The sequence below is a fragment of the Klebsiella sp. Q2 genome, from assembly GCF_009900705.1.
GTDB lineage: Bacteria > Pseudomonadota > Gammaproteobacteria > Enterobacterales > Enterobacteriaceae > Klebsiella > Klebsiella quasipneumoniae.
On the sequence record NZ_JAAABE010000007.1, the window covers coordinates 147,630 to 169,880 of the forward strand.

Genomic DNA, 22,251 nt, shown 5'->3' on the forward strand with positions numbered 1-22,251 from the left:
TTCGATGCCCCTGCAACCCCCTGTTCATCACTTTTTTGCGTTTTTTGTTTAAATGGATATTTTCTCGCCACCTACGCCGCTGAATTGTATAAATAAGCGTCATTTCGGGCAAAATCGCTTTTTCCGCCCGCCTGAATGACGCAAAATCGCTCGCATCATACAGCGGTGGCGCGACGTAAAACGAGGCCACCACGCCGCCAAACAGGGAATTAGCATGAGAAAAGTCCTCACCGTCCTGCTGCTGAGCACGCTGGCCATCGGAACCGCGTCAGCCGAGACGCTCCATTTTGGCACCAGCACGGCCAATCCGCCGTTTGTCACCGCCAACGGCAAAAATCAGCCTGTCGGCTTCGATATCGATCTTGCCCAGGCCCTGTGCCAGCAGATGCAGGCGCAGTGCCAGTTCACGGCGCAGCGTTTCGATACGCTGATCCCGGCTTTACGCTTCAAGAAATTTGACGCGGTGATTGCCGGCATGGAAGTGATCCCGATGCGTGAGAAGCAGGTCGCCTTCAGCCGTCCCTATCGCCAGGCGCTCTCCGGGGTGGTGATCGTCAACAAAGATGTCGCCCATACCTTTGCCGACCTGAAAGCCAAAAAAGTCGGCGTGGTGAAAGGCACACTGCATCAACACTATCTGCGTGATAAACAGAAAGCCGTACAGGCTGTTCCTTACGACGACGTCGCCAGCGCCCTGGCCGCGCTGAAGGCCGGGCAAATAACCGGCGTCATGGGCGACTTCGCCACCCTCGACGCCTGGCAGCAGGAGAACCCTGACTACGCCATCATGGATGAACGTGCCACCGACCCGGCTTATTACGGTAAGCAGTATGCGATTGCGGTGCGCAAAGACGATCCGGAGCTGCTGAATGCGATCAACGATGCCCTGACCGCGGTCATGGCGACACCTGACTTCCAGCAGATGCAGCAGAAGTGGTTTAAATAACGCAGAAAGGTGTACCGGGCCGCGCACAGGGCCCGGTCGCGGTTTACAGCTTAATGAAATGCTCGCGGTAGTAAGCCAGCTCGGCGACTGACTCGCGGATATCGTCCATTGCCTGATGGGTACCCTGCTTTTTAAAGCCGTCGAGAATTTCCGGCTTCCAGCGACGCGCCAGCTCTTTCAGCGTGCTAACGTCCAGATAGCGATAGTGGAAATAGGCTTCCAGTTGCGGCATGTACTTAAACAGGAAGCGACGATCCTGGCCGATGCTGTTGCCACAGATCGGCGACTTGCCCGCCGGCACCCACTGCTTAAGAAACTCAATGGTCGCCAGTTCGGCGTCGTGCTCGCTGACGGCGCTGGCCTTCACGCGATCCACCAGCCCGCTGCCGGTATGCGTCCGCACATTCCACTCGTCCATCAGCGCCAGCTGGGCATCTGATTGATGCACCGCGATGGTCGGCCCCTCGGCCAGAATGTTCAGGTTGGCATCGGTCACCAGGGTGGCGATTTCGATAATGCGATCGCGCTCCGGATCCAGCCCTGTCATCTCAAGATCGATCCAAATGAGGTTGTTTTCATTTGCACTCATGCTATTTTCCACCCTTCTTGCGTGACTATATTCATCTAAAATAGCGTGTATCATAGAGGTTTTGCCCCATCAGGGCGACCAGGAGCCAGTTCGATTGAGTAAAAATAAACTCTCCAAAGGCCAGCAGCGCCGCGTCAAAGCCAACCACCAGCGCCGTCTGAAAACCACTGCGGAGAAGGCCGACTACGATGACAACCTGTTTGGCGACCCGTCGGAAGGCATTGTCATTAGTCGCTTTGGCATGCATGCCGACGTCGAATCCGCTGACGGCAGCGTGCATCGCTGCAATATCCGCCGGACGATCCGTTCGCTGGTCACCGGCGACCGCGTGGTCTGGCGGCCGGGTAAAGACGCTGCCGACGGCGTAAGCGTCAAAGGGATCGTCGAAGCGGTTCACGATCGCGCCTCCGTCCTGACGCGTCCGGATTTTTACGACGGCGTGAAGCCTATCGCCGCCAATATCGACCAGATCGTGGTGGTTTCCGCGATCCTGCCTGAGCTATCGCTGAATATTATCGATCGCTATCTGGTGGCCTGCGAGGCGCAGGATATCGAGCCGTTAATCGTCCTGAACAAAATCGATCTGCTGGATGACGATGGCCTGCGCTTCGTCAATGAACAAATGGACATCTACCGCCACATCGGTTACCGCGTGCTGCTGGTCTCCAGCCGTACTCAGGACGGCCTCAAGCCGCTGGAAGCGGCCCTGACCGACCGCATCAGCATCTTTGCCGGGCAGTCCGGGGTGGGTAAATCGAGCCTGCTGAACGCCCTGCTGGGGCTGAATGAGGATCAGATCCTCACTAATGATGTCTCGGACGTTTCCGGCTTAGGCCAGCACACCACCACCGCGGCGCGCCTCTACCACTTCCCGCACGGCGGTGATGTGATTGATTCACCGGGAGTACGTGAGTTCGGCCTGTGGCATCTGGAAGCGGAACAAATCACCAACGGCTTTGTCGAATTCCATGATTATTTAGGCCGTTGCAAATATCGCGACTGTAAACACGATACCGATCCTGGCTGTGCGCTTCGTGAAGCGGTAGAGAACGGCAAGATCGCCGAGAGCCGTTTCGAGAACTACCACCGCATCCTGGAAAGCATGGCGCAGGTACAGGTAAAAACGCGTAAAAACTTTTCCTCGACCGATGACTGACCATTAAGCTGAGCGTCACGTCAGGCGCTGCCGGGCAGCGGTGATGGCGCGGCTTACGCGGATGCCATTTGGCGAGTTTTACGTATAGAATCGTCCCCTTTTTTCAGGTCCCCGCCCACAGGCGGGGTCAGGAACGACATATCATGGCCTGGAGGCTACTTTGTTAAACGATCTTAAACTTTCACTGCAATACATTCTGCCTAAACTGTGGCTCACCCGCCTCGGAGGCTGGGGTGCGAGCAAACGCGCAGGTTGGCTGACGAAGCTGGTCATCGATCTGTTCGTGAAATACTACAAGGTCGATATGAAAGAGGCGCAGAAGCCGGATACCGCGGCCTATCGCACCTTCAACGATTTCTTTGTGCGCCCGCTGCGCGACGACGTTCGCCCGCTGAATACCGATCCTAACGTACTGGTGATGCCGGCCGACGGCGTGATCAGCCAGCTTGGTGCCATTGAGAACGATAAAATTCTGCAGGCCAAGGGCCACGACTACAGCCTGGAAGCCTTACTGGCCGGCAACTACCAGATGGCCGACCTGTTCCGTAACGGCAGCTTCGCCACCACCTATCTGTCGCCGCGCGACTATCACCGCGTGCACATGCCGTGCAACGGTATCCTGCGCGAAATGATCTACGTTCCTGGCGACCTGTTCTCCGTTAACCATCTGACGGCGCAGAACGTGCCAAACCTGTTCGCCCGTAACGAGCGCGTCATCTGCCTGTTTGATACTGAGTTTGGCCCGATGGCGCAAATTCTGGTGGGCGCGACTATCGTCGGCAGCATCGAGACCGTGTGGTCCGGCACCGTAACCCCGCCGCGCGAAGGCATTATTAAACGCTGGACCTGGCCCGCTGGCGACAGCGAAGGCTCCGTCGCCCTGCTGAAAGGCCAGGAGATGGGCCGCTTCAAACTGGGCTCCACCGTGATCAACCTGTTTGCCCCGGGCCAGGTGAAGCTGGTCGACACGCTGCAAAGCCTGTCCGTGACTAAAATCGGCCAACCGCTGGCGACAACGGTGGAAGCAACCACCGCCGCTGAACCGGCGCCGTTACCGGAAGAAGAGATCCGCGCCGAACATCGCGCCAGCCCGCTGGTTGACGATAAACAAGACCAAGGTTAATTCTTCAGCAAAAGGGTTATGCCGTGCGCCTGATATACACTTTCCTGTTGGCCTTGAGCCTCAGTTTCGGGGCGTACGCTGCGACAGCCCCGGATGCTAAACAGATAACCCAGGAACTGGAACAGGCGAAGGCGGCAAAGCCCGCCCAGCCTGAAACCGTTGAAGTTCTGCAGTCCGCCCTGAACGCGCTTGAGGAGCGAAAATCGTCTCTCGAGCGCGCCCGTCAGTATCAGGACGTTATCGACAATTTCCCCAAACTGTTTCAAAGCCTGCGCGCCCAGCTCAACAATCTGAGCGAAGAGCCGCGCCAGGTGCCAGTCGGCCTGACCGCCGATGCGCTGAACCAGGAGATCCTCCAGGTCAGCAGCCAGCTGCTGGAGTCAAGCCGTCAGGCGCAACAGGAGCAGGATCGCGCGCGTGAAATCGCCGACTCCCTGAACCAGCTGCCGCAGCAGCAAACCGACGCCCGGCGTCAGCTCAATGAGGTTGAGCGCCGCATCGGCACGCAAACCGGCAACAATGCTCTCGCCCAGGCGCAAAATCTTGCCCTGCAGGCGGAATCGGCGCGCCTGAAGGCGCTGGTGGATGAACTCGACCTCGCCCAGCTCTCCGCCAATAACCGCCAGGAGCTGTCGCGCGCCCGTTCTGAACTGGCGCAAAAGCAGAGCGAGCAGCTGGATGCCTATCTGCAGGCGCTGCGTAATCTGCAGAACAGCCAGCGCCAGCGTGAGGCGGAAAAAGCACTGGAGAGTACCGAACTGCTGGCGGAGAACAGTGAAAACCTGCCGCCGGACATCACCGCCCAGTTTAAAGTCAACCGCGAACTCTCCCAGGCGCTGAACCAGCAGGCGCAGCGTATGGATCTGGTGGCGTCCCAGCAGCGGCAGGCGACGAATCAAACGCTGCAGGTGCGCCAGGCGTTAAACACCCTGCGCGAGCAGTCGCAGTGGCTGGGCTCCTCTAATCTGCTGGGCGAAGCCCTGCGCGCCCAGGTGGCGCGGCTGCCGGAGCGCCCTCGCCCGCAGCAGCTGGATACGGAGATGGCGCAGCTGCGCGTGCAGCGTCTGCGCTTTGAGGATTTACTCAGTAAGCAGCCGCAGCTGCGGCAGATCCGTCAGGCCGACGGCGAACCGCTGACCAGCGAGCAGAACAAGATCCTGCAGGCGCAGCTACGCACGCAGAACGAGCTGCTGAACTCGCTGCTGCGCGGCGGCGATACCCTGATGCTGGAGCTCACCAAGCTGAAGGTCGCCAACGGCCAGCTGGAAGACGCGCTGAAGGAGATCAACGAAGCCACCCACCGCTATCTGTTCTGGACTTCGGACGTCAGCCCCATCGGCTTCTCCTGGCCGCTGGAGATCGTCCAGGATCTGCGGCGCCTGATCTCCCTGGATACCATCAGCGAGCTGGGTAAAGCCAGCGCGATGATGCTCACCAGCAAAGAGACCCTGCTACCGCTGTTTGCCGCCCTGCTGCTGGTTGGCTTCAGCATCAGCTCCCGGCGCCATTTCACCCGCTTCCTTGAGCGCTCCAGCGCTCGGGTGGGGAAAGTCACCCAGGATCACTTCTGGCTGACGCTGCGCACGGTCTTCTGGTCGATACTAGTGGCTTCGCCGCTGCCGGTGCTGTGGATGACGCTCGGCTATGGTCTGCAGTCCGCCTGGCCCTTCCCGCTGGCGGTGGCGATTGGCGATGGGGTCACCGCGACGGTGCCTCTGTTGTGGGTGGTGATGATCTGCGCCACCTTCGCCCGGCCAAACGGGCTGTTTATCGCCCACTTCGGCTGGCCGCGTAACCGAGTGGCGAAAGCGATGCGCTACTACCTGATGAGCATCGGGCTGATTGTGCCGCTGATAATGGCGCTGATCATGTTCGATAATCTTAACGACCGCGAGTTCTCCGCCTCGCTGGGCCGCCTGTGCTTCCTGCTGATCTGCGGCGCGCTGGCGGTGGTCACTCTGAGTCTTAAGCACGCCGGTATCCCGCTCTATCTGGATAAAGAGGGGAATGGCGACAATATGGTGAACCGCCTGCTGTGGAACCTGATGCTTGGCGCGCCGCTGGTGGCCATGCTGGCGGCGGCCGTCGGTTATCTCGCCACCGCCCAGGCGCTGCTGGCGCGTCTGGAAACTTCCGTCGCCATCTGGTTCCTGCTGCTGGTGGTCTATCACATCATCCGCCGCTGGATGCTGATCCAGCGCCGCCGGCTGGCCTTCGACCGGGCCCGCCATCGTCGCGCGGAAATTCTCGCCCAGCGCGCCCGCGGCGAAGATGAGCCTGTTCACGTCAGCAGCCCGGAAGGGTCGGTGGAGACGGAGGTCAGCGAGGTCGATCTCGATGCCATCAGTACCCAGTCGCTGCGCCTTGTGCGTTCCCTGCTGATGCTGATCGCGCTGCTGTCGGTCATCGTGCTGTGGTCGGAAATTCACTCGGCGTTTGGCTTCCTTGAGAATATCTCGCTGTGGGACGTTACCTCAACGGTACAAGGAGTGGAAAGCCTCGAGCCCATCACCCTTGGCGCGGTGCTGATTGCCATTCTGGTGCTGATCATCACCACTCAGCTGGTGCGCAACCTGCCGGCGCTGCTGGAGCTGGCGATCCTCCAGCACCTCGATTTAACGCCCGGCACCGGCTACGCCATCACCACCATCACCAAGTATCTGCTGATGCTGGTCGGTGGACTGGTGGGCTTCTCGATGATCGGCATTGAGTGGTCGAAGCTGCAGTGGCTGGTCGCCGCACTGGGTGTGGGTCTCGGGTTTGGCCTGCAGGAGATCTTCGCTAACTTTATCTCCGGCCTGATTATTCTGTTTGAGAAACCGATCCGCATCGGCGATACGGTCACCATCCGCGACCTGACGGGCAGCGTCACCCGCATCAATACCCGCGCCACCACCATCAGCGACTGGGACCGGAAAGAGATTATCGTGCCGAACAAGGCGTTCATCACCGAACAGTTTATCAACTGGTCGCTGTCGGACTCGGTCACCCGCGTGGTGTTGACGGTGCCGGCTCCGGTGGACGCCGATACCGAAGAGGTGACCAAGATCCTCATCGCCGCGGCGCATCGCTGTTCGCTGGTCATCGATACCCCGGCGCCGGAGGCGTTTCTCGTCGACCTGCAGCAGGGGATCCAGATTTTCGAGCTGCGTATTTTTGCCGCCGAGATGGGGCACCGCATGCCGCTACGCCATGAGATGCATCAGCTGATCCTGGCGGGCTTCCGCGAGCATGGCATTGATATGCCGTTCCCTCCGTTCCAGATGCGGCTGGAAAGTATCGACGGCAGGCAAAGCAGTAAAACCATGACCTCGGCCGGGAAAACCAGCCGACGTACGGCTGGCAGCCTGTAGGCCATACCCTGCCCGGCGGCGGCGCCGGGCAGGCTTTCTAGCTCTCCATTACCAGCACACCGGACGCCAGGCGCCGACGGTAGCTTTCGTAAATGGCCAACGCCAGCAGCGAGAAGAAGATCGGCCCGCCGACCATCCACAGCGTGCTGTTCCAGTCCCCGCTGTCGATGACCGGCTGAATAATGGTGAAGATATTGGCGAAGGTCACCATCAGCAACACCACGCCGGTCGCCAACAGCGTCGCCTGGCCTCATAAAACGAGCGCGGATAGTAGCAAAAGCACCGAAGGAAATTGTGGATATTCGGGCGAAAGCCGGGATAGCATGAGGGAGGGGGGATCAGGGCAGACCTGTCACCTCCCTCGCCCGCAGGCGGCGGGAGGTGACAGCGCCATCAGGCGCGGTCGACCGTAAAGGCGATCACCTCGCCGATGCTTTCAGCGCCCAGCGCCAGCATCACCACGCGATCAACGCCCAGTGCCACGCCGGAGCAGTCCGGCAGCCCCGCCTCCAGCGCCGCCAGCAGGTTGTTATCGATGGGCTGCTGCGGGAGACCGCGCGCGGCACGCTTGCGGTTGTCCTGCTCAAAGCGCAGGCGCTGCTCATGGGCGTCGGTCAGCTCGTGGAAACCATTTGCCAGCTCAATCCCTTTGTAATAGACCTCGAAGCGCTCCGCGACCCGATGATCTTCCGGGCTGATCTGCGCTAAAGAGGCCTGAGTCGCCGGGAAATGATAAATGAACGTCGGCCGATCTTTGCCGATGTGCGGCTCCACGCCCATGGTGAACAACAGTTGCAGCAGCGTGTCGCGATCTTCTTCAGTATCGGCGATATTGCTCAGATCCAGCTTCGCCGCGACTTCGCGCAGCTGCGCTTTATCGGCAGAGAGCGGGTCAATATCCAGATGACGCTGGAACGCCTGCTGATAGGAGAGGCTTTCCGCCGGCTGGCACTCCAGCACCTGCTGCAGCAGATCGTCCACCTCGTTGATCAGGCGATACATGTCATAGCACGGACGATACCACTCCAGCATGGTGAATTCCGGATTGTGATGCCGCCCCATCTCTTCATTACGGAAGCTGCGGCACAGCTGGAAAACCGGGCCGCAGCCCGCCGCCAGCAGGCGCTTCATATGGTATTCCGGACTGGTCATCAGGTACAGATTGAGTCCCTGTGAGTGGCCCGGGCCGACGAAACGGGTTTCAAACGGGAACAAATGGATATCCGTTACCGTCGCCTGACTCATGCAAGGCGTCTCCACCTCCAGCACGCCGCGATCGGTAAAGAACCGGCGGATTTCCGCCATCACCGCCGCGCGTTTCAACAGATTGGGAATGGGTGCGCTCGGCTGCCAGGTTGCCGTCTCGCTCATGGTACTTTCTCCGATTGCAAACAAGGGCACGAAGTCTACTCGCAACCGGCGAGTGAAACAAATTTTGTGCAATCCCCGGCAGATTACATGCCATTAATCTATCGTTAACCTAAATGCATAAATATCACTGATAAATAACCGCACATATCGATAAAAAAATCGAACACGTCAATTTTCCATACTGACCCTACGGCTATACTCCTGTACCTATAAAGGAGCAGTGATACTTTTTCGCCAGCCCGGCGGCGAAATACACTAAAACTGGAGGAATGTCGTGCACACTTTTCAAGCCGATCTCGCCGTAATTGGCGCCGGCGGGGCAGGCCTTCGCGCCGCTATCGCCGCCGCCCAGGCCAACCCCAATGCCAAAATCGCCCTGATTTCTAAAGTCTATCCGATGCGCAGCCATACGGTCGCTGCAGAAGGGGGGTCCGCAGCCGTTGCCCAGGATCACGATAGCTTTGAGTACCATTTTCACGACACCGTCGCCGGAGGCGACTGGCTGTGCGAGCAGGATGTCGTCGACTATTTCGTTCACCACTGCCCGACGGAAATGACCCAACTGGAACAGTGGGGATGCCCGTGGAGCCGCCGCCCTGACGGCAGCGTTAACGTCCGGCGCTTCGGTGGCATGAAGATCGAACGTACCTGGTTTGCCGCCGATAAAACCGGCTTCCACATGCTGCATACCCTCTTCCAGACCTCCCTTCAGTTTCCCCAAATTCAACGCTTTGATGAACATTTCGTCCTTGATCTGCTGGTCGATGACGGCCAGGCCCGCGGCCTGGTGGCGATGAATATGATGGAAGGCACGCTGGTGCAGATCCGCGCCAACGCGGTGGTGCTGGCCACCGGCGGCGCCGGACGCGTCTATCGCTACAACACCAACGGCGGCATCGTTACCGGTGACGGGATGGGTATGGCGCTGGGCCACGGCGTGCCGCTGCGCGATATGGAGTTCGTTCAGTATCACCCGACCGGTCTGCCGGGTTCCGGGATCCTGATGACCGAAGGCTGCCGCGGTGAAGGCGGGATTCTGGTCAACAAAAACGGCTATCGCTATCTGCAGGATTACGGCATGGGCCCGGAAACCCCGCTCGGCGAACCGAAGAACAAATATATGGAGCTGGGCCCGCGCGACAAAGTGTCCCAGGCCTTCTGGCACGAATGGCGGAAAGGGAACACCATTCCCACGCCGCGCGGCGACGTGGTCTACCTCGATCTGCGCCACCTCGGCGAGAAAAAGCTGCTGGAGCGCCTGCCGTTTATCTGTGAGCTGGCGAAAGCCTACGTCGGCGTCGACCCGGTGAAAGAACCGATTCCGGTACGCCCGACCGCGCACTACACCATGGGCGGCATCGAAACCGATCAACAGTGCGAAACCCGCATCAAAGGGCTGTTTGCCGTGGGCGAATGCTCGTCCGTTGGTCTGCACGGCGCCAACCGCCTGGGCTCCAACTCGCTGGCCGAGCTGGTGGTCTTCGGCCGCCTGGCCGGGGAACAGGCCATGCGGCGCGCCGCACAAGCGGGCGAAATGAACGGCTCCGCCCTCGATGCGCAAGCTGCCGATGTGGAGCGTCGTCTGAAAGATCTCGTCAACCAGGAGGGTAACGAAAACTGGGCGAAAATCCGCGACGAAATGGGGCTCTCGATGGAGGAAGGCTGCGGCATCTACCGGACGCCAGAGCTGATGCAGAAAACTATCGACAAGCTGGCTGAGCTGCAGGAGCGCTTTAAGCGCGTGCGCATTACCGACAACTCCAGCGTATTCAACACCGATCTGCTTTACACCATTGAGCTGGGACACGGTTTAAACGTTGCCGAATGTATGGCGCACTCGGCCATCGCCCGTAAAGAATCGCGCGGTGCGCACCAGCGTCTGGATGAAGGCTGTACCGAACGCGACGACGTCAACTTCCTCAAACATACGCTCGCCTTCCGCGAGGCTGATGGCACCACCCGCCTGGAATATGGCGATGTGAAGATCACCACGCTGCCGCCGGCGAAACGTGTTTATGGCGCTGAGGCGGAAGCGGCTGAGAAGAAGGAGACCACCCATGGCTGAGATGAAAAACCTGAAAGTCGAAGTGGTGCGTTACAACCCGGAGGTCGACACGGCACCGCACAGCGCGTTCTATGACGTGCCTTACGATGAGCAGACCTCGCTGCTGGACGCGCTGGGCTACATTAAAGACAACCTGGCGCCCGACCTGAGCTACCGCTGGTCCTGCCGGATGGCGATCTGCGGCTCCTGCGGCATGATGGTCAATAAGGTACCGAAGCTGGCCTGTAAAACCTTCCTGCGGGATTACACCAAAGGCATCAAGGTTGAAGCGCTGGCCAACTTCCCGATCGAGCGCGATCTGGTGGTGGATATGACCCACTTTATCGAAAGTCTGGAGGCCATTAAGCCGTACATCATCGGCAATAACCGCACCCCGGACCAGGGACCAAACAAGCAGACGCCGGCCCAGATGGCCAAATACCATCAGTTCTCCGGCTGTATCAACTGCGGACTGTGCTATGCCGCCTGTCCGCAGTTCGGCCTGAATCCGGAGTTTATCGGCCCGGCGGCGATCACCCTCGCCCACCGCTATAACGAAGACAGCCGCGACCACGGCAAAAAGGAACGCATGGCGCAGCTTAACGGCCAGAACGGCGTCTGGACCTGTACTTTCGTGGGCTACTGCTCGGAAGTGTGTCCGAAGCACGTCGACCCGGCGGCCGCGATCCAGCAGGGCAAGGTGGAAAGTTCGAAAGACTTTCTTATCGCCACCCTGAAACCACGCTAAGGAGTGCATTATGACGACGAAACGCAAACCCTACGTGCGGCCGATGACCTCCACCTGGTGGAAAAAGCTGCCGTTTTATCGCTTCTACATGGTGCGGGAAGGCACGGCGGTACCGACGGTCTGGTTTAGCATTGTGCTGATTTACGGGCTGTTTGCCCTCAAGCACGGCGCCGAAAGCTGGGCGGGATATATCGGATTCCTGCAAAATCCAGTGGTGGTGTTCCTCAATCTGATCACCCTGGCGGCGGCGCTGCTGCACACCAAAACCTGGTTCGAGCTGGCGCCGAAAGCCGCCAACGTCATCATCAAAGGCGAAAAAATGGGGCCAGAGCCGGTGATTAAAGGTCTCTGGGTGGTGACGGCGGTGGTCACCGTGGTGATCCTGTTTGTCGCCCTGTTCTGGTAAGGAGGCTGAGATGATTAATCCCAATCCGAAACGTTCCGATGAACCCGTTTTCTGGGGGCTGTTTGGCGCTGGCGGCATGTGGGGCGCGATTGTCGCGCCGGTGATGGTGCTGCTGGTGGGCATTTTGCTGCCGCTGGGGCTCGCCCCCGCCGACGCCTTCAGCTATGAGCGCGTGCTGGCCTTTGCCCAAAGCTTTATCGGCCGCGCGTTCATCTTTCTGATGATTGTCCTGCCGCTGTGGTGTGGGCTGCATCGTATTCACCACGCCATGCACGACCTGAAAATCCATGTGCCAAACGGCAAATGGGTCTTCTACGGTCTGGCGGCGATCCTCAGCGTCATTACTCTGGTTGGCGTACTGTTTATCTGATCCTGCAAGAGCCCGGCAGCAATTCTGCTACCGGGCTCGCTTCATAGAAAAATCTTGCCGCCTTTGCCCTGCCGGACTCTACACTTAGCTTAAAAGCCAGCAAGGAGCATACCATGCGTATCCTGCCGATAATCACCGCGGTCGCCGTCTCGTTCCTGTCTGTCGCCTGCAGCACCCCTGCCCCGCCGCCAGGCGTCACCGTGGTCACCCCCTTCGACGTTCAGCGCTATCTGGGTACCTGGTACGAAATCGCCCGCTTCGACCATCCTTTTGAAAGCGGGCTTGAAAAGGTCACGATCGCCTGGCAGCCGCGCGATGACGGCGGTCTGGACGTGGTCAATAAAGGCTATAACCCCGACCGCGGCATGTGGCAGAAAACGGACGGGGTGGCGTATTTTACCGGCGAACCCAGCCGCGCCGCGCTGAAGATCTCCTTCTTCGGCCCCTTCTATGGCAGCTATAACGTCATTGCGCTGGATAAGGAGTATCGGTACGCGCTGGTCTGCGGCCCCGACCGCGACTATCTCTGGCTACTGGCGCGAGCCCCCACCATCGCCCCGGAAGTCAGGCAGCAGATGCTGGATATTGCCACCCGGCAGGGTTTTGATATCAGCAAACTGGTCTGGGTCAATCAGCGCTACAACTAGTGCGCGCTGATCTTCAGGCCAATGATGCCGACCACGATGCAGACAAGACTGGCGATACGCATAGCGCTGGCGGATTCACCTAACAGTACGATACCGGTCACAGCGGCGCCCACGGCGCCGATCCCCGTCCAGACGGCGTAAGCGGTACCCACCGGCAGGGTTTTCATCGCCCATGAAAGCAGCGCCATGCTGACGACCATCGCGACGATGGTGATGACGCTGGGAACCAGGCGGCTAAAGCCATGGGTATATTTCAGGCCGACGGCCCACACCACTTCCAGCAGGCCAGCGATAAATAAGACTATCCAGGACATAAGGCTCCTTTGCTGGGGCCGTCCCCGGATGAGAAACGCTTACGGGTCGTCCCGTAAGGTGGATGAAAAGTCGTAGTGAGTATATCCAACAGAATGGGGGAAGTGAAGAACGGTACGGCGCAAAACCGTACCGTCGAAGGCTGTTATTGCTGAGCTTTGGTTGCTGCGCCAGAGATTGCGCTGCCGCCCTCTGAAATATCCTGACCCACACCGCGCGTGGTGTTACAAGCGGTCAGTGCTGAAGAGAGGACCAAAACCGTAAAGAACGCTGCAATCGTTTTTTTCACCATAATGTCATCCTTAGTGTCAGTTTTGTTTTCATGCCCTATAAGCATAGACAAACCGTCCACAGATGAAGGGATCTTTGCGTTTTTTAAGAGAAAAGGAGTATTCGTGAAGGAAGCAGGCGCACCGGAAGGCGAGCGCGGCAGGCGAAACGGAAGGAAGTCAGCTTACAGCGCGAGAGATGGCGTGGCCCAGGCCCTGAATATCTTCACCGAAACCGCGGGCGGTATTGCAGCCAGACAGCAGTGCGCTGCTCAGAAACAGTAACGCCAGGAGTTTTACGCTGCGCTTCATGTGTCGTGCTCGTCGTGCCAGTACAGAAAGAGCGGCGCAGCACAGAGGCTGCGCCAGTCATCATGACGTGAAATTACTTCACGCGGGATACGTATTCGCCAGAGCGAGTATCCACTTTGATCACTTCGCCAATCTGGACGAACAGCGGCACTTTAACCACAGCGCCAGTAGACAGGGTCGCTGGTTTACCACCGGTACCCGCGGTGTCGCCTTTCAGACCTGGGTCGGTTTCAACGATTTCCAGCTCAACGAAGTTCGGCGGGGTGACCGCGATCGGCTGGCCGTTCCACAGGGTCACGATGCACTCAGCCTGATCCAGCAGCCATTTGGCATTGTCACCGATCGCTTTCGCGTCAGCAGACAGCTGTTCGAAGGTTTCGTTGTTCATGAAGTGCCAGAACTCACCGTCGTTATACAGGTAAGTCAGGTTCATATCGACAACGTCCGCGCCTTCTGCAGAATCAGTAGATTTGAAGGTTTTCTCAACGCGGGTGCCGGTCAGCAGACGGCGCAGCTTAACGCGCGCAAACGCCTGACCTTTACCTGGTTTAACGAATTCGCTGGCTTCTACCGCATAAGGTTCGCCATCTAACATGATTTTAAGACCAGCACGAAAATCGTTGCTATAGTAAGTCGCCATAAGGCCCTCTGAAATTGTTTAACTGGTAGCTAAGCCACAAAATGGCGCATATTGTAACCCTAAATACCCCATCCAGAGAAGATTGGATAACGCAACTTGCCAATGTTGTGACCAGTCCTGATGAACTGCTGCGTCTTTTAAATGTAGACGCTGATGAAAAACTGCTGGCCGGACATGAGGCCAGACGCCTGTTCCCGCTGCGAGTCCCGCGCGCGTTTATTGCCCGAATGGAGAAAGGCAACCCTGACGATCCGCTGCTTCGTCAGGTACTTACCGCCGAAGAGGAGTTTATCGTCGCCCCCGGCTACTCCACCGATCCGCTGGAAGAACAGCACAGCGTCGTGCCCGGCCTGTTGCACAAATATCGCAACCGGGCCCTGCTGTTGGTGAAAGGCGGTTGCGCGGTCAATTGCCGTTACTGCTTCCGCCGCCACTTCCCTTATGCCGAAAATCAGGGCACCAGGCGCAACTGGCAGACGGCAATGAACTATATCGCTGAGCATCCGCAGCTTGATGAAATCATCTTCTCCGGCGGCGACCCGTTGATGGCGAAGGACCATGAGCTTGACTGGCTAATGACCCAGCTGGAAGCCATTCCGCACGTTAAGCGTCTGCGTATTCACAGCCGCTTGCCGATCGTGATCCCGGCGCGCATCACCGAGATGCTGGCCAGCCGCTTCCACCGTTCGTCGCTGCAGGTGATCCTGGTTAACCACGTCAACCACGCTAATGAAATTGACGGCGAGTTTCGCGCGGCGATGGCCATGCTGCGTCAGGCGGGCGTCACGCTGCTTAACCAGAGCGTGCTGCTGCGCGGGGTGAACGATAACGCGCAAACCCTGGCCGATCTCAGCAATGCGCTGTTCAATGCCGGGGTAATGCCCTACTACCTGCACGTGCTGGACCGGGTACAAGGGGCGGCACACTTTATGGTCAGCGATGATGAAGCCCGTGAAATCATGCGTGAACTGTTGACCCTCATCTCCGGCTATATGGTGCCGAAGCTGGCGCGAGAGATCGGCGGCGAACCCAGCAAGACGCCGCTGGATTTAGGACTGAAGCAGCGTTAGCTCCCCTCCCTTGTCTGCCAGGTCGTGCTGGCAGACATCTTAATATGAATACACAGCCAGGTTGGGACTAACATACTCGGCAATCCACTTTACCGTTACCTTCTCGATATAAACCCCAGCGGCGGCGTATTATCGATGTAACACGATCAGTACGATAACATTGATAACTATCATCACGACAATCAGCGCGATTAACCAGGTGGGAACTTTAAAGGTTATATGTAATCGTTCCGATAGTTTCTCTGCCACCTTCACGCTATTTTCCCGCCTATCATTCTCCTGGATTGCTAAATTCACTGTTAGTGGAAGACTTAATTTATGGTCAATTTTCCCCGTATCATTGAAAATGACATCAGCAGTTTTACTACTGTGAAAATGCGTTAATCTTTCCCGATTCATATTCTCGCACTCTTCATCCGAGAGCGGGATAACTAAAGTATCCGGGGCGACGCTAAAGCCTTTTTGTCTGACGGTGATAATGATATCCTCAGATAGTCCGGCTTTGAGCAGCGATTTTCTCAACAAAGAGATATTTTGATAAAATGTATTTTGCGAAACTACCACACCCCGTGTTTCCCATACAGCCGCCAGAAATTCATCCCGAGAAATCACTTTGCCGCAATTCTGCAATAGCAGCAGCAAGCATCTGGCGGTAGGCGCATTGAGGCTGATGCTCTCCCCATTCCCGGCAAGCGGTCGCAGCTCATTCATATTGGCATTAAATATAATTTCCTGATTAATTATACAGCCATTAAATAATGCAATATCATCCATATCCTTGCCCCACGCAACCCTATTATCCATAACAAAAATAAATAATCCCAGCCAAACCATGGCGTGAACATTATCGCTTCAGACAGAAGCGGGGTCAGTTCACATTGAACTTCAGCTTTGAGGATACCGCATAAAAAATGACAAGCGATAGTTATCTTGTTTAAAAGCCACATTTTCAGATTAAATTTATCTCAACCTAACTCAATATCTCATTAGAAAAGGTCATTATTAAATTCACGTGTGCTTCATCAAGAATTCACAAGCATTTTTTGCACCAGACTTTTAAATTACCCCCGCTTCTCCATGGTTCGCTATGGCAAGTGATATTGTAGCGTCGTTCACAGGAGGGTAGGTTTCAGCACTATATAAGGAATGCTGGCGCTTATTTTCAATATCAATAGGAATGCATATTCCATTCCCATGATAACTGTTATCGATTCTACACAGGACTAAGTATCTATATATGGATTAATTAAATGAAAAAGACAATCGTAGCTGTAATGGTCGCTGCTTCTGCAGTTCTGAGTGCTCAGGTAATGGCAACCAACACCGCTCAGGTAACTGTACTGGGTGAAGTCTCTGATGCAGCTAACTCTTGCGTCGTGACTCCGACGGGTACCCTGAACAACGGTATCGTTCAGCTGATGACCGTGACCACTACCGAAGCGAATGCTGAAGCGGCTGGTGCTCTGTTTAAAACTCAGGACTTCGGTTTTGACGTGAAAGACTGCGCACAGGGTAGCGCCACTCCGGTTACTGCTGTAACCGTCAATGTGACCGGTGCCTCCAGCAACGCTAACATCCTGGACAACACCGCACCTGGCGGCGCTACCGGCATTGGTATCGGTATCCAGCGCGTACGTGATGCACACCGCGTAGGTTTCGACGGTTCTGACCTCATGACCGAAAGCTACACTGCAGCTGGCGGCACTCAGCTGAAGTACACCACTGGTTATGTGAAAGTGAACTCCGCGACTCCGGTTACCGAAGGTCCGGTTAAAGGTGTTGCGACCTTTACTATCGATTATACCCTCTAATTTTTCCCCGAAGGGCTCCGCTTCACGGCGGGCCCTTTTTCGCATTCAGAGAAAAACCATGTTCAGGAACTTATTAAATATCACCGCATCCTGTGCATTACTCCTCAGTAGTATTGCCCATGCTGGTATTGTGATTGAGTCCACCCGCTACCTCTATAAAGAAGGTGCGCGTGAAATCACCGCGCAAATCGAAAATAAAGATGACATCCCTTATCTGATTAAATCCTGGGTTGAAGCGCCGGCAGGGAAAACGCCCTCTTTTATGGCTACACCTCCGTTATTCCGCCTTGAGGGTAAGCAGCAGAATACCGTGCGTCTATTTTCTACCGGAAACGTCAATGCCCCGAACGACCGGGAATCCATATACTATTTTAACGTGATGGCCATCCCGCCGGCGGACGATGAGAAAGCCAACGCCAATACTATTCAACTGGCGGTCCGCCACCGCATGCGTCTGGTCTATCGTCCAAAAGCACTTTTCGACCTTTCTCCAAACATTGAAGCCAAAAAACTCGAATGGCGGAAATCAGGCACAAAACTGACGATTAAAAATCCGACACCGTTTTTCTTCTATTTCCATAGTGTTCAGATTGGTAGCAAAGAAGTGAAGCCGGAAGTCAACTCGGTCGCTCCAATGACGACCAAAGAAGTGACATTAAAAGAAAATATCAATGCCTCCAGCGTCAACTGGAAAGTAGTTAATGATTATGGCGGAGCAGGATCGCTCTATTCCTCATCGCTGTAATAAGAATTTTATTTTATCATTATAGGGATGTGTCTATGCCAAATAAGAATAATGGATTATTCAAACTATCCGCGGTCTTCCTCGCAATGCTTCCGGCATTGCTTTCTGGTTTGAATAATAAAGCGCAAGCACGTGACTTTTTCGATCCCTCATTCATTAGCTCATTGAATGGTAGCGATCCATCAACCACTCCCGACTTATCTATTTTCCAGACGCAGAACGCACAGGCGCCAGGGGATTATCGGGTAGATATCATGTTTAATGGTCGCTATCTGGATACCAGGACAATGAAGTTTGTTGCGAATAGCCGTGCCACTGGGAATAATCGAGAGCCCGCCCTGGTGCCCTGTTTGAGCCTGAAAACATTGGCAGAGTATGGCGTACGGGTTAAAGCCTTTCCCGAACTGGTCGAGGATAAAAACGGCTGCGCCAATCTTTCAGTCATCCCGGATACCAAAGCGGATTTCGACTTTACCGTCCAGCGCTTGAATATATCCATTCCGCAGGCGGCACTATCTACCACCGCGCAGGGATATATTCCACCGGATCAGTTTGATGACGGCATCAACGCCCTGCTGGTGAACTATCAGTTCAGCGGCTCAAACGACATGCAGGCCAATGACGAATACTACAGCCTGAACCTGCAGTCTGGCCTCAACGTTGGCCCATGGCGTATCCGTAACCTCAGCACCTGGAATAAAAACAACGGCGATGCGGGTGATTGGGACTCAGCCTATCTCTACATGCAGCGCAGCATTCGTCCCATCAACAGTAACCTGGTGATGGGTGAGAGCTCGTCACTCTCAGGCATCTTTGACAGTGTACCGTTTACCGGTATTCAACTGGCCACCGATACATCAATGTTGCCGGAAAGTATGCGCGGCTATGCGCCGATTATCCGTGGTATCGCCAAAACCAACGCCCGTGTCTTCATTAAACAAAACGGCTACCAGGTATACCAGACCTACGTGGCGCCTGGCGCGTTTGAAATCACCGATATGTACCCGAGCGGCGGTAGCGGCGACCTTTACGTCACCGTGGAAGAGTCCGACGGTTCTAAGCAGGAGTTCGTCGTACCGTTCGCTACGCTGCCGGTGATGGTCCGTGAAGATCAGCTGGAATATGAAATTACGTCTGGTAAATATCGTCCTTACGACGGCGGGGTCGATGAAACGCCCTTTACGCAAGCTACCGCGACCTACGGTGTCTCAAGCAGCCTGACGCTTTATGGCGGGGTGCAGGCCGCATCGCGCTATCAGGCCCTGTCAACAGGCCTCGGCTATAACCTCGGCGAGCTTGGCGCCGCCTCGGCAGACGTCACCCAGGCCTGGTCAAAAATGAAAGACGACGAAAAGACCTCTGGGCAGTCATGGCGTGTCCGTTACGGGAAAAATATTATCGAAACCGGTACAAACGTGACTATCGCTGGCTACCGCTATTCCACCCGCGGATTTAATACCCTCTCTGAAGTGTTAGATAGCTATTCTAATGATGGCAAGTATACTCCTCGCTCGCTGCGCAACCGCACCAATCTGACGCTGAATCAAAGCCTGGGTAAAGGCCTCGGCAGTCTGTCTATCAGTGGATTGATTGAAGATTACTGGGACGATAAGCGCACCAACAAGTCGATCAGCGTGGGGTACAACGGTGGCTTCCGCAATGTAAACTATTACCTCGGGTACAGCTATAACCGCTATACCTGGAGCGGGAATAACTCCGGGAAAGACGCCCAGGACGATCAGCGTATCTCGCTGACCGTCACGCTGCCGCTGAGCAACTGGCTACCGGGCACCTATACCAGTTATCAGTTAACCAACAGTAATCCGGGGTCTACCGATCAGTCGGTCTCCATCGGTGGTAACGCGCTGGATAACGACAGCCTGGAGTGGAGCCTGCAGCAAGGATACAGCAACCGGGAATACTACAGCGGCGATATGCGCGCAACCTATAACGGTGCTCGCGGCAGCGTCAATGCCGGTTACAGCTACGATCGCGGTAGCGAGCGTATAGACTATGGCGCCAACGGCAGCATTGTCGCTCATGCCGATGGGGTCACGCTTGGTCAGGACATCACCGATGCCGCCGTACTGGTTAAGGCCCCAGGTTTGGATAACGTCAAGCTGGCCAACGATAACACCATCACCACCGACTATCGTGGTTACGCCATCGTACCTTATGTCACGCCTTATCGTCGCACCGATATCACCCTCGATAGTACTTCGCTTGGCGAAGATATGGAGCTTCCGGAAACCACGCAGAGCGTCGTTCCGACACGCGGCGCCATCGTGCGGGCCAATTATGCCGGTAATATCGGCCAGCGCGCATTTGTCCATCTGAAAACGGCCAGCGGCCAGGACGTACCTTATGGTGCGATGGTGTTACTCGCCGGGAGCAGCCAGGCACAGCCAGGCATCGTCAGCGACGCCGGGATGGTCTATATGTCCGGCCTGCAGCAAACCGGAATACTTAACGTGCAATGGGGCAAAAGCGCGGCGCAGCAGTGCAATGCTTCCTTTACTTTACCGGCCAGGGAAGGCAAAGCGGCTGGCATCAGTCAAATCGAAACAATTTGTCGCTAATATTGACCAAGGACAATAAAGAATGAGAAAAACACTGATTTTTCTATCTATATTATTATGTTGTTGTGAAGCAGCTGCCAAATGCGATTATGATGGTTCCGATGGGCAAGCAGTATTTAACTTAAGTCCTAAAATCGCAACGGATCCAACAATACCCGTTGGTACAGTTTTGTATACCAAAAAAGTTGGTACCGGACACTATAAAACCTTTGAATGCAGCAAGATAATGGGTGATCAGTATATCATTACCTCATCCGCACCCGAGGTCTCTGGTGTCACGGGTATAATGGGAAAACCGGTCTATGAAACGGGGATTGATGGTATTGGTTTTCAGTTTTCAGATATTCTGGACAGCAAGCATGGTTCAATTAAACCCGCAGTGGCACAATCTACGATTGTGCCAATTTTAAAGTCGAATGATGACTACAGATTTATGACAGTATGGTTAATAAAAACAAAACCTGTCATTGATACATCCGGCGTCAGTACCAATCCGGTATTTAAATTCTCAGCGGGTAACTTAAGCACCAACCCCAGGGCGTCAGATCGTCTGTTAATGACTGCGTCTCTGAAGTTCAAGAGTATTTCTTATAAGGCGACCTCCTGTGATATTTCTGTGTCTGGACCGAGCCAAATCACCTTAAATACAATTGAAAAAAATACATTAATGTCAATCCCTCGGGGTGGCACAACCCCATCACAGAAAACTATCACAATGGACGTTTCATGCCCAGCGGGTTCAATTGGTAATAAACTTTACTATTGGTTTAACCCAGTTAGTGGCACCAGTCCTGCGGGGAATGGCATCATCGATAATCTGCTAACAGGAGGCGGAGCAGCAAGCAACGTTGGCATTATCTTCAAAAAAGACAATAGTCCCGTTATATTTTATGACGCAGAGACCTACAGTATTGCCAGCGCTCAAGCATCGCAAAAAATTAACTTTACCGCCGATTATTACCGAATGAGCGACAACAGCGCTGAAGTCTCGGCCGGGCATGTAAAAGCGATACTTGAGGTAGTAGTTCAGGAAGAATAAAGAGAACCATAATCTCATAAAAGGTGGATAATGATATCCACCTTTTTTATTTTTCCATACATAATCAAAAGCATTATGATATATACGGATGAAAGTAATGCACTACAATTTGAGTCACGTCCATAATAATAGCTTAATTTAACTTGCTAAAATTAATATTGCTTTATGAATCTATAAAATAATTAGATTAGATTAGATTCAGAATGAATCTGAAATTTCATCAACAATTCACATTAAGTTGAGTTGATTCATACTACAGCAACGACTATCTTCTCTGCGGACCAACTTCCGGTCTGGAATGAACATATAATTTTAATTTTAGTTAAAGGACTAATCATGCATCAATTAACTGTATTTGAAATGGAAGAGATTTCTGGCGGCGCGCTGACTGATACTCTTACCGATATTATGACCTGGGCTGCTAAAGAAGTAGGCGCCATCGCTCTGGGCGCCTCTCTGGGGGCGATTTTTGGTACAGGTTACGCTGGACGTTGGGGCGGCGTAAGCGGCGGTATCTTTGGTATCGGCTCGATTGGCCAGGGTGTAGGAATGATTGCCGGGGTTATTCTCGGTGGCGTCTGCTTTGGTATTGCTGCGGGTATCGTTGGCTGGGATATGACGCTGCATTATGCAACAGGTGTAATGGATGCCGTTTATGATGGCACATTAAACTTCTGGAGCAATTAATTTACGCCTCAGCTGTTTGCTCAACGTTTTGTTG

General features: G+C 55.2%; 22 protein-coding genes and 1 pseudogene. 15 read left to right on the forward strand and 8 right to left on the reverse strand.

The window, feature by feature from the left end; all coding sequences use genetic code 11:
• Positions 1 to 214 precede the first annotated feature (214 nt).
• The gene (locus GT756_RS22970) at positions 215 to 946 is read left to right on the forward strand and encodes a transporter substrate-binding domain-containing protein (protein WP_004206436.1); all 732 of its coding nucleotides are present in this window, start codon (positions 215 to 217) and stop codon (positions 944 to 946) included.
• Between the two features lie 43 nt (positions 947 to 989).
• On the opposite strand, the gene orn is transcribed toward GT756_RS22970, so the two are convergent.
• Positions 990 to 1,535 (reverse strand): oligoribonuclease, encoded by a 546-nt coding sequence (gene orn / locus GT756_RS22975; protein WP_004206435.1) that lies wholly within the window; start codon positions 1,533 to 1,535, stop codon positions 990 to 992.
• 94 nt (positions 1,536 to 1,629) lie between these two features.
• Here orn and rsgA point away from each other — a divergent pair, with 94 nt between their 5' ends.
• From rsgA to mscM, 3 genes are all read left to right on the forward strand, one after another.
• On the forward strand, positions 1,630 to 2,691 hold the full coding sequence (gene rsgA, locus GT756_RS22980; protein WP_114465944.1) for a small ribosomal subunit biogenesis GTPase RsgA: 1,062 nt from the start codon (positions 1,630 to 1,632) through the stop codon (positions 2,689 to 2,691).
• A 160-nt stretch (positions 2,692 to 2,851) separates the two neighbouring features.
• Positions 2,852 to 3,814 carry an archaetidylserine decarboxylase gene (gene asd / locus GT756_RS22985; protein ID WP_160125091.1) on the forward strand — a complete coding sequence of 321 codons (963 nt, stop codon included), beginning with the start codon at positions 2,852 to 2,854 and terminating at the stop codon, positions 3,812 to 3,814.
• A 23-nt stretch (positions 3,815 to 3,837) separates the two neighbouring features.
• Positions 3,838 to 7,167 (forward strand): miniconductance mechanosensitive channel MscM, encoded by a 3,330-nt coding sequence (mscM, locus tag GT756_RS22990; protein ID WP_064183821.1) that lies wholly within the window; start codon positions 3,838 to 3,840, stop codon positions 7,165 to 7,167.
• Positions 7,168 to 7,204: 37 nt separating this feature from the next.
• Here the strand turns inward: mscM and GT756_RS22995 are convergent.
• Together GT756_RS22995 and epmA are read right to left on the reverse strand one after the other, a co-directional pair.
• Positions 7,205 to 7,411, reverse strand: a pseudogene (locus GT756_RS22995) (glutamate/gamma-aminobutyrate family transporter YjeM); the annotation flags it as partial.
• A 149-nt stretch (positions 7,412 to 7,560) separates the two neighbouring features.
• Positions 7,561 to 8,538, reverse strand: a complete 978-nt coding sequence (gene epmA / locus GT756_RS23000) for an elongation factor P--(R)-beta-lysine ligase (protein WP_004206428.1) — start codon at positions 8,536 to 8,538, stop codon at positions 7,561 to 7,563.
• Between the two features lie 274 nt (positions 8,539 to 8,812).
• Between epmA and frdA the strand changes: the two genes are divergently transcribed.
• From frdA to GT756_RS23025, 5 genes are all read left to right on the forward strand, one after another.
• Positions 8,813 to 10,603, forward strand: a complete 1,791-nt coding sequence (gene frdA / locus GT756_RS23005; RefSeq protein WP_017900930.1) for a fumarate reductase (quinol) flavoprotein subunit — start codon at positions 8,813 to 8,815, stop codon at positions 10,601 to 10,603.
• On the forward strand, positions 10,596 to 11,330 hold the full coding sequence (gene frdB / locus GT756_RS23010; RefSeq protein WP_004177729.1) for a fumarate reductase iron-sulfur protein: 735 nt from the start codon (positions 10,596 to 10,598) through the stop codon (positions 11,328 to 11,330). Before frdA ends, frdB begins: the two co-directional genes overlap by 8 nt.
• A 10-nt stretch (positions 11,331 to 11,340) precedes the next feature.
• Positions 11,341 to 11,736 carry a fumarate reductase subunit FrdC gene (gene frdC, locus GT756_RS23015; protein ID WP_160125092.1) on the forward strand — a complete coding sequence of 132 codons (396 nt, stop codon included), beginning with the start codon at positions 11,341 to 11,343 and terminating at the stop codon, positions 11,734 to 11,736.
• Between the two features lie 10 nt (positions 11,737 to 11,746).
• Positions 11,747 to 12,106 carry a fumarate reductase subunit FrdD gene (gene frdD / locus GT756_RS23020; RefSeq protein WP_002885526.1) on the forward strand — a complete coding sequence of 120 codons (360 nt, stop codon included), beginning with the start codon at positions 11,747 to 11,749 and terminating at the stop codon, positions 12,104 to 12,106.
• Between the two features lie 113 nt (positions 12,107 to 12,219).
• Positions 12,220 to 12,753 (forward strand): lipocalin family protein, encoded by a 534-nt coding sequence (locus tag GT756_RS23025; protein ID WP_004206426.1) that lies wholly within the window; start codon positions 12,220 to 12,222, stop codon positions 12,751 to 12,753.
• Here GT756_RS23025 and sugE read toward each other — a convergent pair.
• The 4 genes from sugE to efp all read right to left on the reverse strand — a co-directional run bounded on the left by sugE (position 12,750) and on the right by efp (position 14,286).
• Positions 12,750 to 13,067 (reverse strand): quaternary ammonium compound efflux SMR transporter SugE, encoded by a 318-nt coding sequence (gene sugE / locus GT756_RS23030; protein ID WP_004206425.1) that lies wholly within the window; start codon positions 13,065 to 13,067, stop codon positions 12,750 to 12,752. The genes GT756_RS23025 and sugE overlap by 4 nt on opposite strands.
• Positions 13,068 to 13,210: 143 nt before the next feature.
• Complete coding sequence (gene ecnB / locus GT756_RS23035) at positions 13,211 to 13,357, reverse strand: lipoprotein toxin entericidin B (protein ID WP_004206423.1); 147 nt, start codon at positions 13,355 to 13,357, stop codon at positions 13,211 to 13,213.
• A gap of 157 nt (positions 13,358 to 13,514) precedes the next feature.
• Positions 13,515 to 13,646 carry an entericidin A/B family lipoprotein gene (locus GT756_RS23040; RefSeq protein WP_004206422.1) on the reverse strand — a complete coding sequence of 44 codons (132 nt, stop codon included), beginning with the start codon at positions 13,644 to 13,646 and terminating at the stop codon, positions 13,515 to 13,517.
• 73 nt (positions 13,647 to 13,719) lie between these two features.
• Positions 13,720 to 14,286: an elongation factor P gene (gene efp, locus GT756_RS23045; protein WP_004206421.1), complete on the reverse strand. Its 567-nt coding sequence runs from the start codon at positions 14,284 to 14,286 to the stop codon at positions 13,720 to 13,722.
• A gap of 41 nt (positions 14,287 to 14,327) precedes the next feature.
• On the opposite strand from efp, the gene epmB reads away from it, so the two are divergent.
• A complete protein-coding gene (gene epmB, locus GT756_RS23050; protein ID WP_004206420.1) occupies positions 14,328 to 15,356 on the forward strand; it encodes an EF-P beta-lysylation protein EpmB in 1,029 nt (342 codons plus the stop codon).
• 129 nt (positions 15,357 to 15,485) lie between these two features.
• Here the strand turns inward: epmB and GT756_RS23055 are convergent, their stop codons facing one another.
• Positions 15,486 to 16,130 carry a winged helix-turn-helix domain-containing protein gene (locus tag GT756_RS23055; protein ID WP_032426204.1) on the reverse strand — a complete coding sequence of 215 codons (645 nt, stop codon included), beginning with the start codon at positions 16,128 to 16,130 and terminating at the stop codon, positions 15,486 to 15,488.
• Positions 16,131 to 16,606: 476 nt separating this feature from the next.
• On the opposite strand from GT756_RS23055, the gene GT756_RS23060 reads away from it, so the two are divergent.
• From GT756_RS23060 to GT756_RS23080, 5 genes are all read left to right on the forward strand, one after another.
• A complete protein-coding gene (locus tag GT756_RS23060) occupies positions 16,607 to 17,167 on the forward strand; it encodes a fimbrial protein (protein WP_004206418.1) in 561 nt (186 codons plus the stop codon).
• A 58-nt stretch (positions 17,168 to 17,225) separates the two neighbouring features.
• Complete coding sequence (locus GT756_RS23065; protein ID WP_004206417.1) at positions 17,226 to 17,912, forward strand: molecular chaperone; 687 nt, start codon at positions 17,226 to 17,228, stop codon at positions 17,910 to 17,912.
• A gap of 35 nt (positions 17,913 to 17,947) precedes the next feature.
• A complete protein-coding gene (locus GT756_RS23070) occupies positions 17,948 to 20,491 on the forward strand; it encodes a fimbria/pilus outer membrane usher protein (protein WP_023291699.1) in 2,544 nt (847 codons plus the stop codon).
• A 22-nt stretch (positions 20,492 to 20,513) separates the two neighbouring features.
• A complete protein-coding gene (locus GT756_RS23075; protein ID WP_043519272.1) occupies positions 20,514 to 21,530 on the forward strand; it encodes a fimbrial protein in 1,017 nt (338 codons plus the stop codon).
• 336 nt (positions 21,531 to 21,866) lie between these two features.
• The gene (locus GT756_RS23080; protein ID WP_043519271.1) at positions 21,867 to 22,217 is read left to right on the forward strand and encodes a hypothetical protein; all 351 of its coding nucleotides are present in this window, start codon (positions 21,867 to 21,869) and stop codon (positions 22,215 to 22,217) included.
• Positions 22,218 to 22,251 lie beyond the last annotated feature (34 nt).

Bases quoted from the DNA above. Each gene is read 5' to 3' on its own strand.
- GT756_RS22970 (WP_004206436.1), top strand. From the start codon at position 215: ATGAGAAAAGTCCTCACCGTCCTGCTGCTGAGCACGCTGGCCATCGGA.
- orn (WP_004206435.1), bottom strand. From the start codon at position 1,535: ATGAGTGCAAATGAAAACAACCTCATTTGGATCGATCTTGAGATGACA.
- epmA (WP_004206428.1), bottom strand. From the start codon at position 8,538: ATGAGCGAGACGGCAACCTGGCAGCCGAGCGCACCCATTCCCAATCTG.
- frdB (WP_004177729.1), top strand. From the start codon at position 10,596: ATGGCTGAGATGAAAAACCTGAAAGTCGAAGTGGTGCGTTACAACCCG.
- frdC (WP_160125092.1), top strand. From the start codon at position 11,341: ATGACGACGAAACGCAAACCCTACGTGCGGCCGATGACCTCCACCTGG.
- frdD (WP_002885526.1), top strand. From the start codon at position 11,747: ATGATTAATCCCAATCCGAAACGTTCCGATGAACCCGTTTTCTGGGGG.
- GT756_RS23025 (WP_004206426.1), top strand. From the start codon at position 12,220: ATGCGTATCCTGCCGATAATCACCGCGGTCGCCGTCTCGTTCCTGTCT.
- sugE (WP_004206425.1), bottom strand. From the start codon at position 13,067: ATGTCCTGGATAGTCTTATTTATCGCTGGCCTGCTGGAAGTGGTGTGG.
- ecnB (WP_004206423.1), bottom strand. From the start codon at position 13,357: ATGGTGAAAAAAACGATTGCAGCGTTCTTTACGGTTTTGGTCCTCTCT.
- GT756_RS23040 (WP_004206422.1), bottom strand. From the start codon at position 13,646: ATGAAGCGCAGCGTAAAACTCCTGGCGTTACTGTTTCTGAGCAGCGCA.
- efp (WP_004206421.1), bottom strand. From the start codon at position 14,286: ATGGCGACTTACTATAGCAACGATTTTCGTGCTGGTCTTAAAATCATG.
- epmB (WP_004206420.1), top strand. From the start codon at position 14,328: ATGGCGCATATTGTAACCCTAAATACCCCATCCAGAGAAGATTGGATA.
- GT756_RS23055 (WP_032426204.1), bottom strand. From the start codon at position 16,130: ATGGATGATATTGCATTATTTAATGGCTGTATAATTAATCAGGAAATT.
- GT756_RS23060 (WP_004206418.1), top strand. From the start codon at position 16,607: ATGAAAAAGACAATCGTAGCTGTAATGGTCGCTGCTTCTGCAGTTCTG.
- GT756_RS23065 (WP_004206417.1), top strand. From the start codon at position 17,226: ATGTTCAGGAACTTATTAAATATCACCGCATCCTGTGCATTACTCCTC.
- GT756_RS23070 (WP_023291699.1), top strand. From the start codon at position 17,948: ATGCCAAATAAGAATAATGGATTATTCAAACTATCCGCGGTCTTCCTC.
- GT756_RS23075 (WP_043519272.1), top strand. From the start codon at position 20,514: ATGAGAAAAACACTGATTTTTCTATCTATATTATTATGTTGTTGTGAA.
- GT756_RS23080 (WP_043519271.1), top strand. From the start codon at position 21,867: ATGCATCAATTAACTGTATTTGAAATGGAAGAGATTTCTGGCGGCGCG.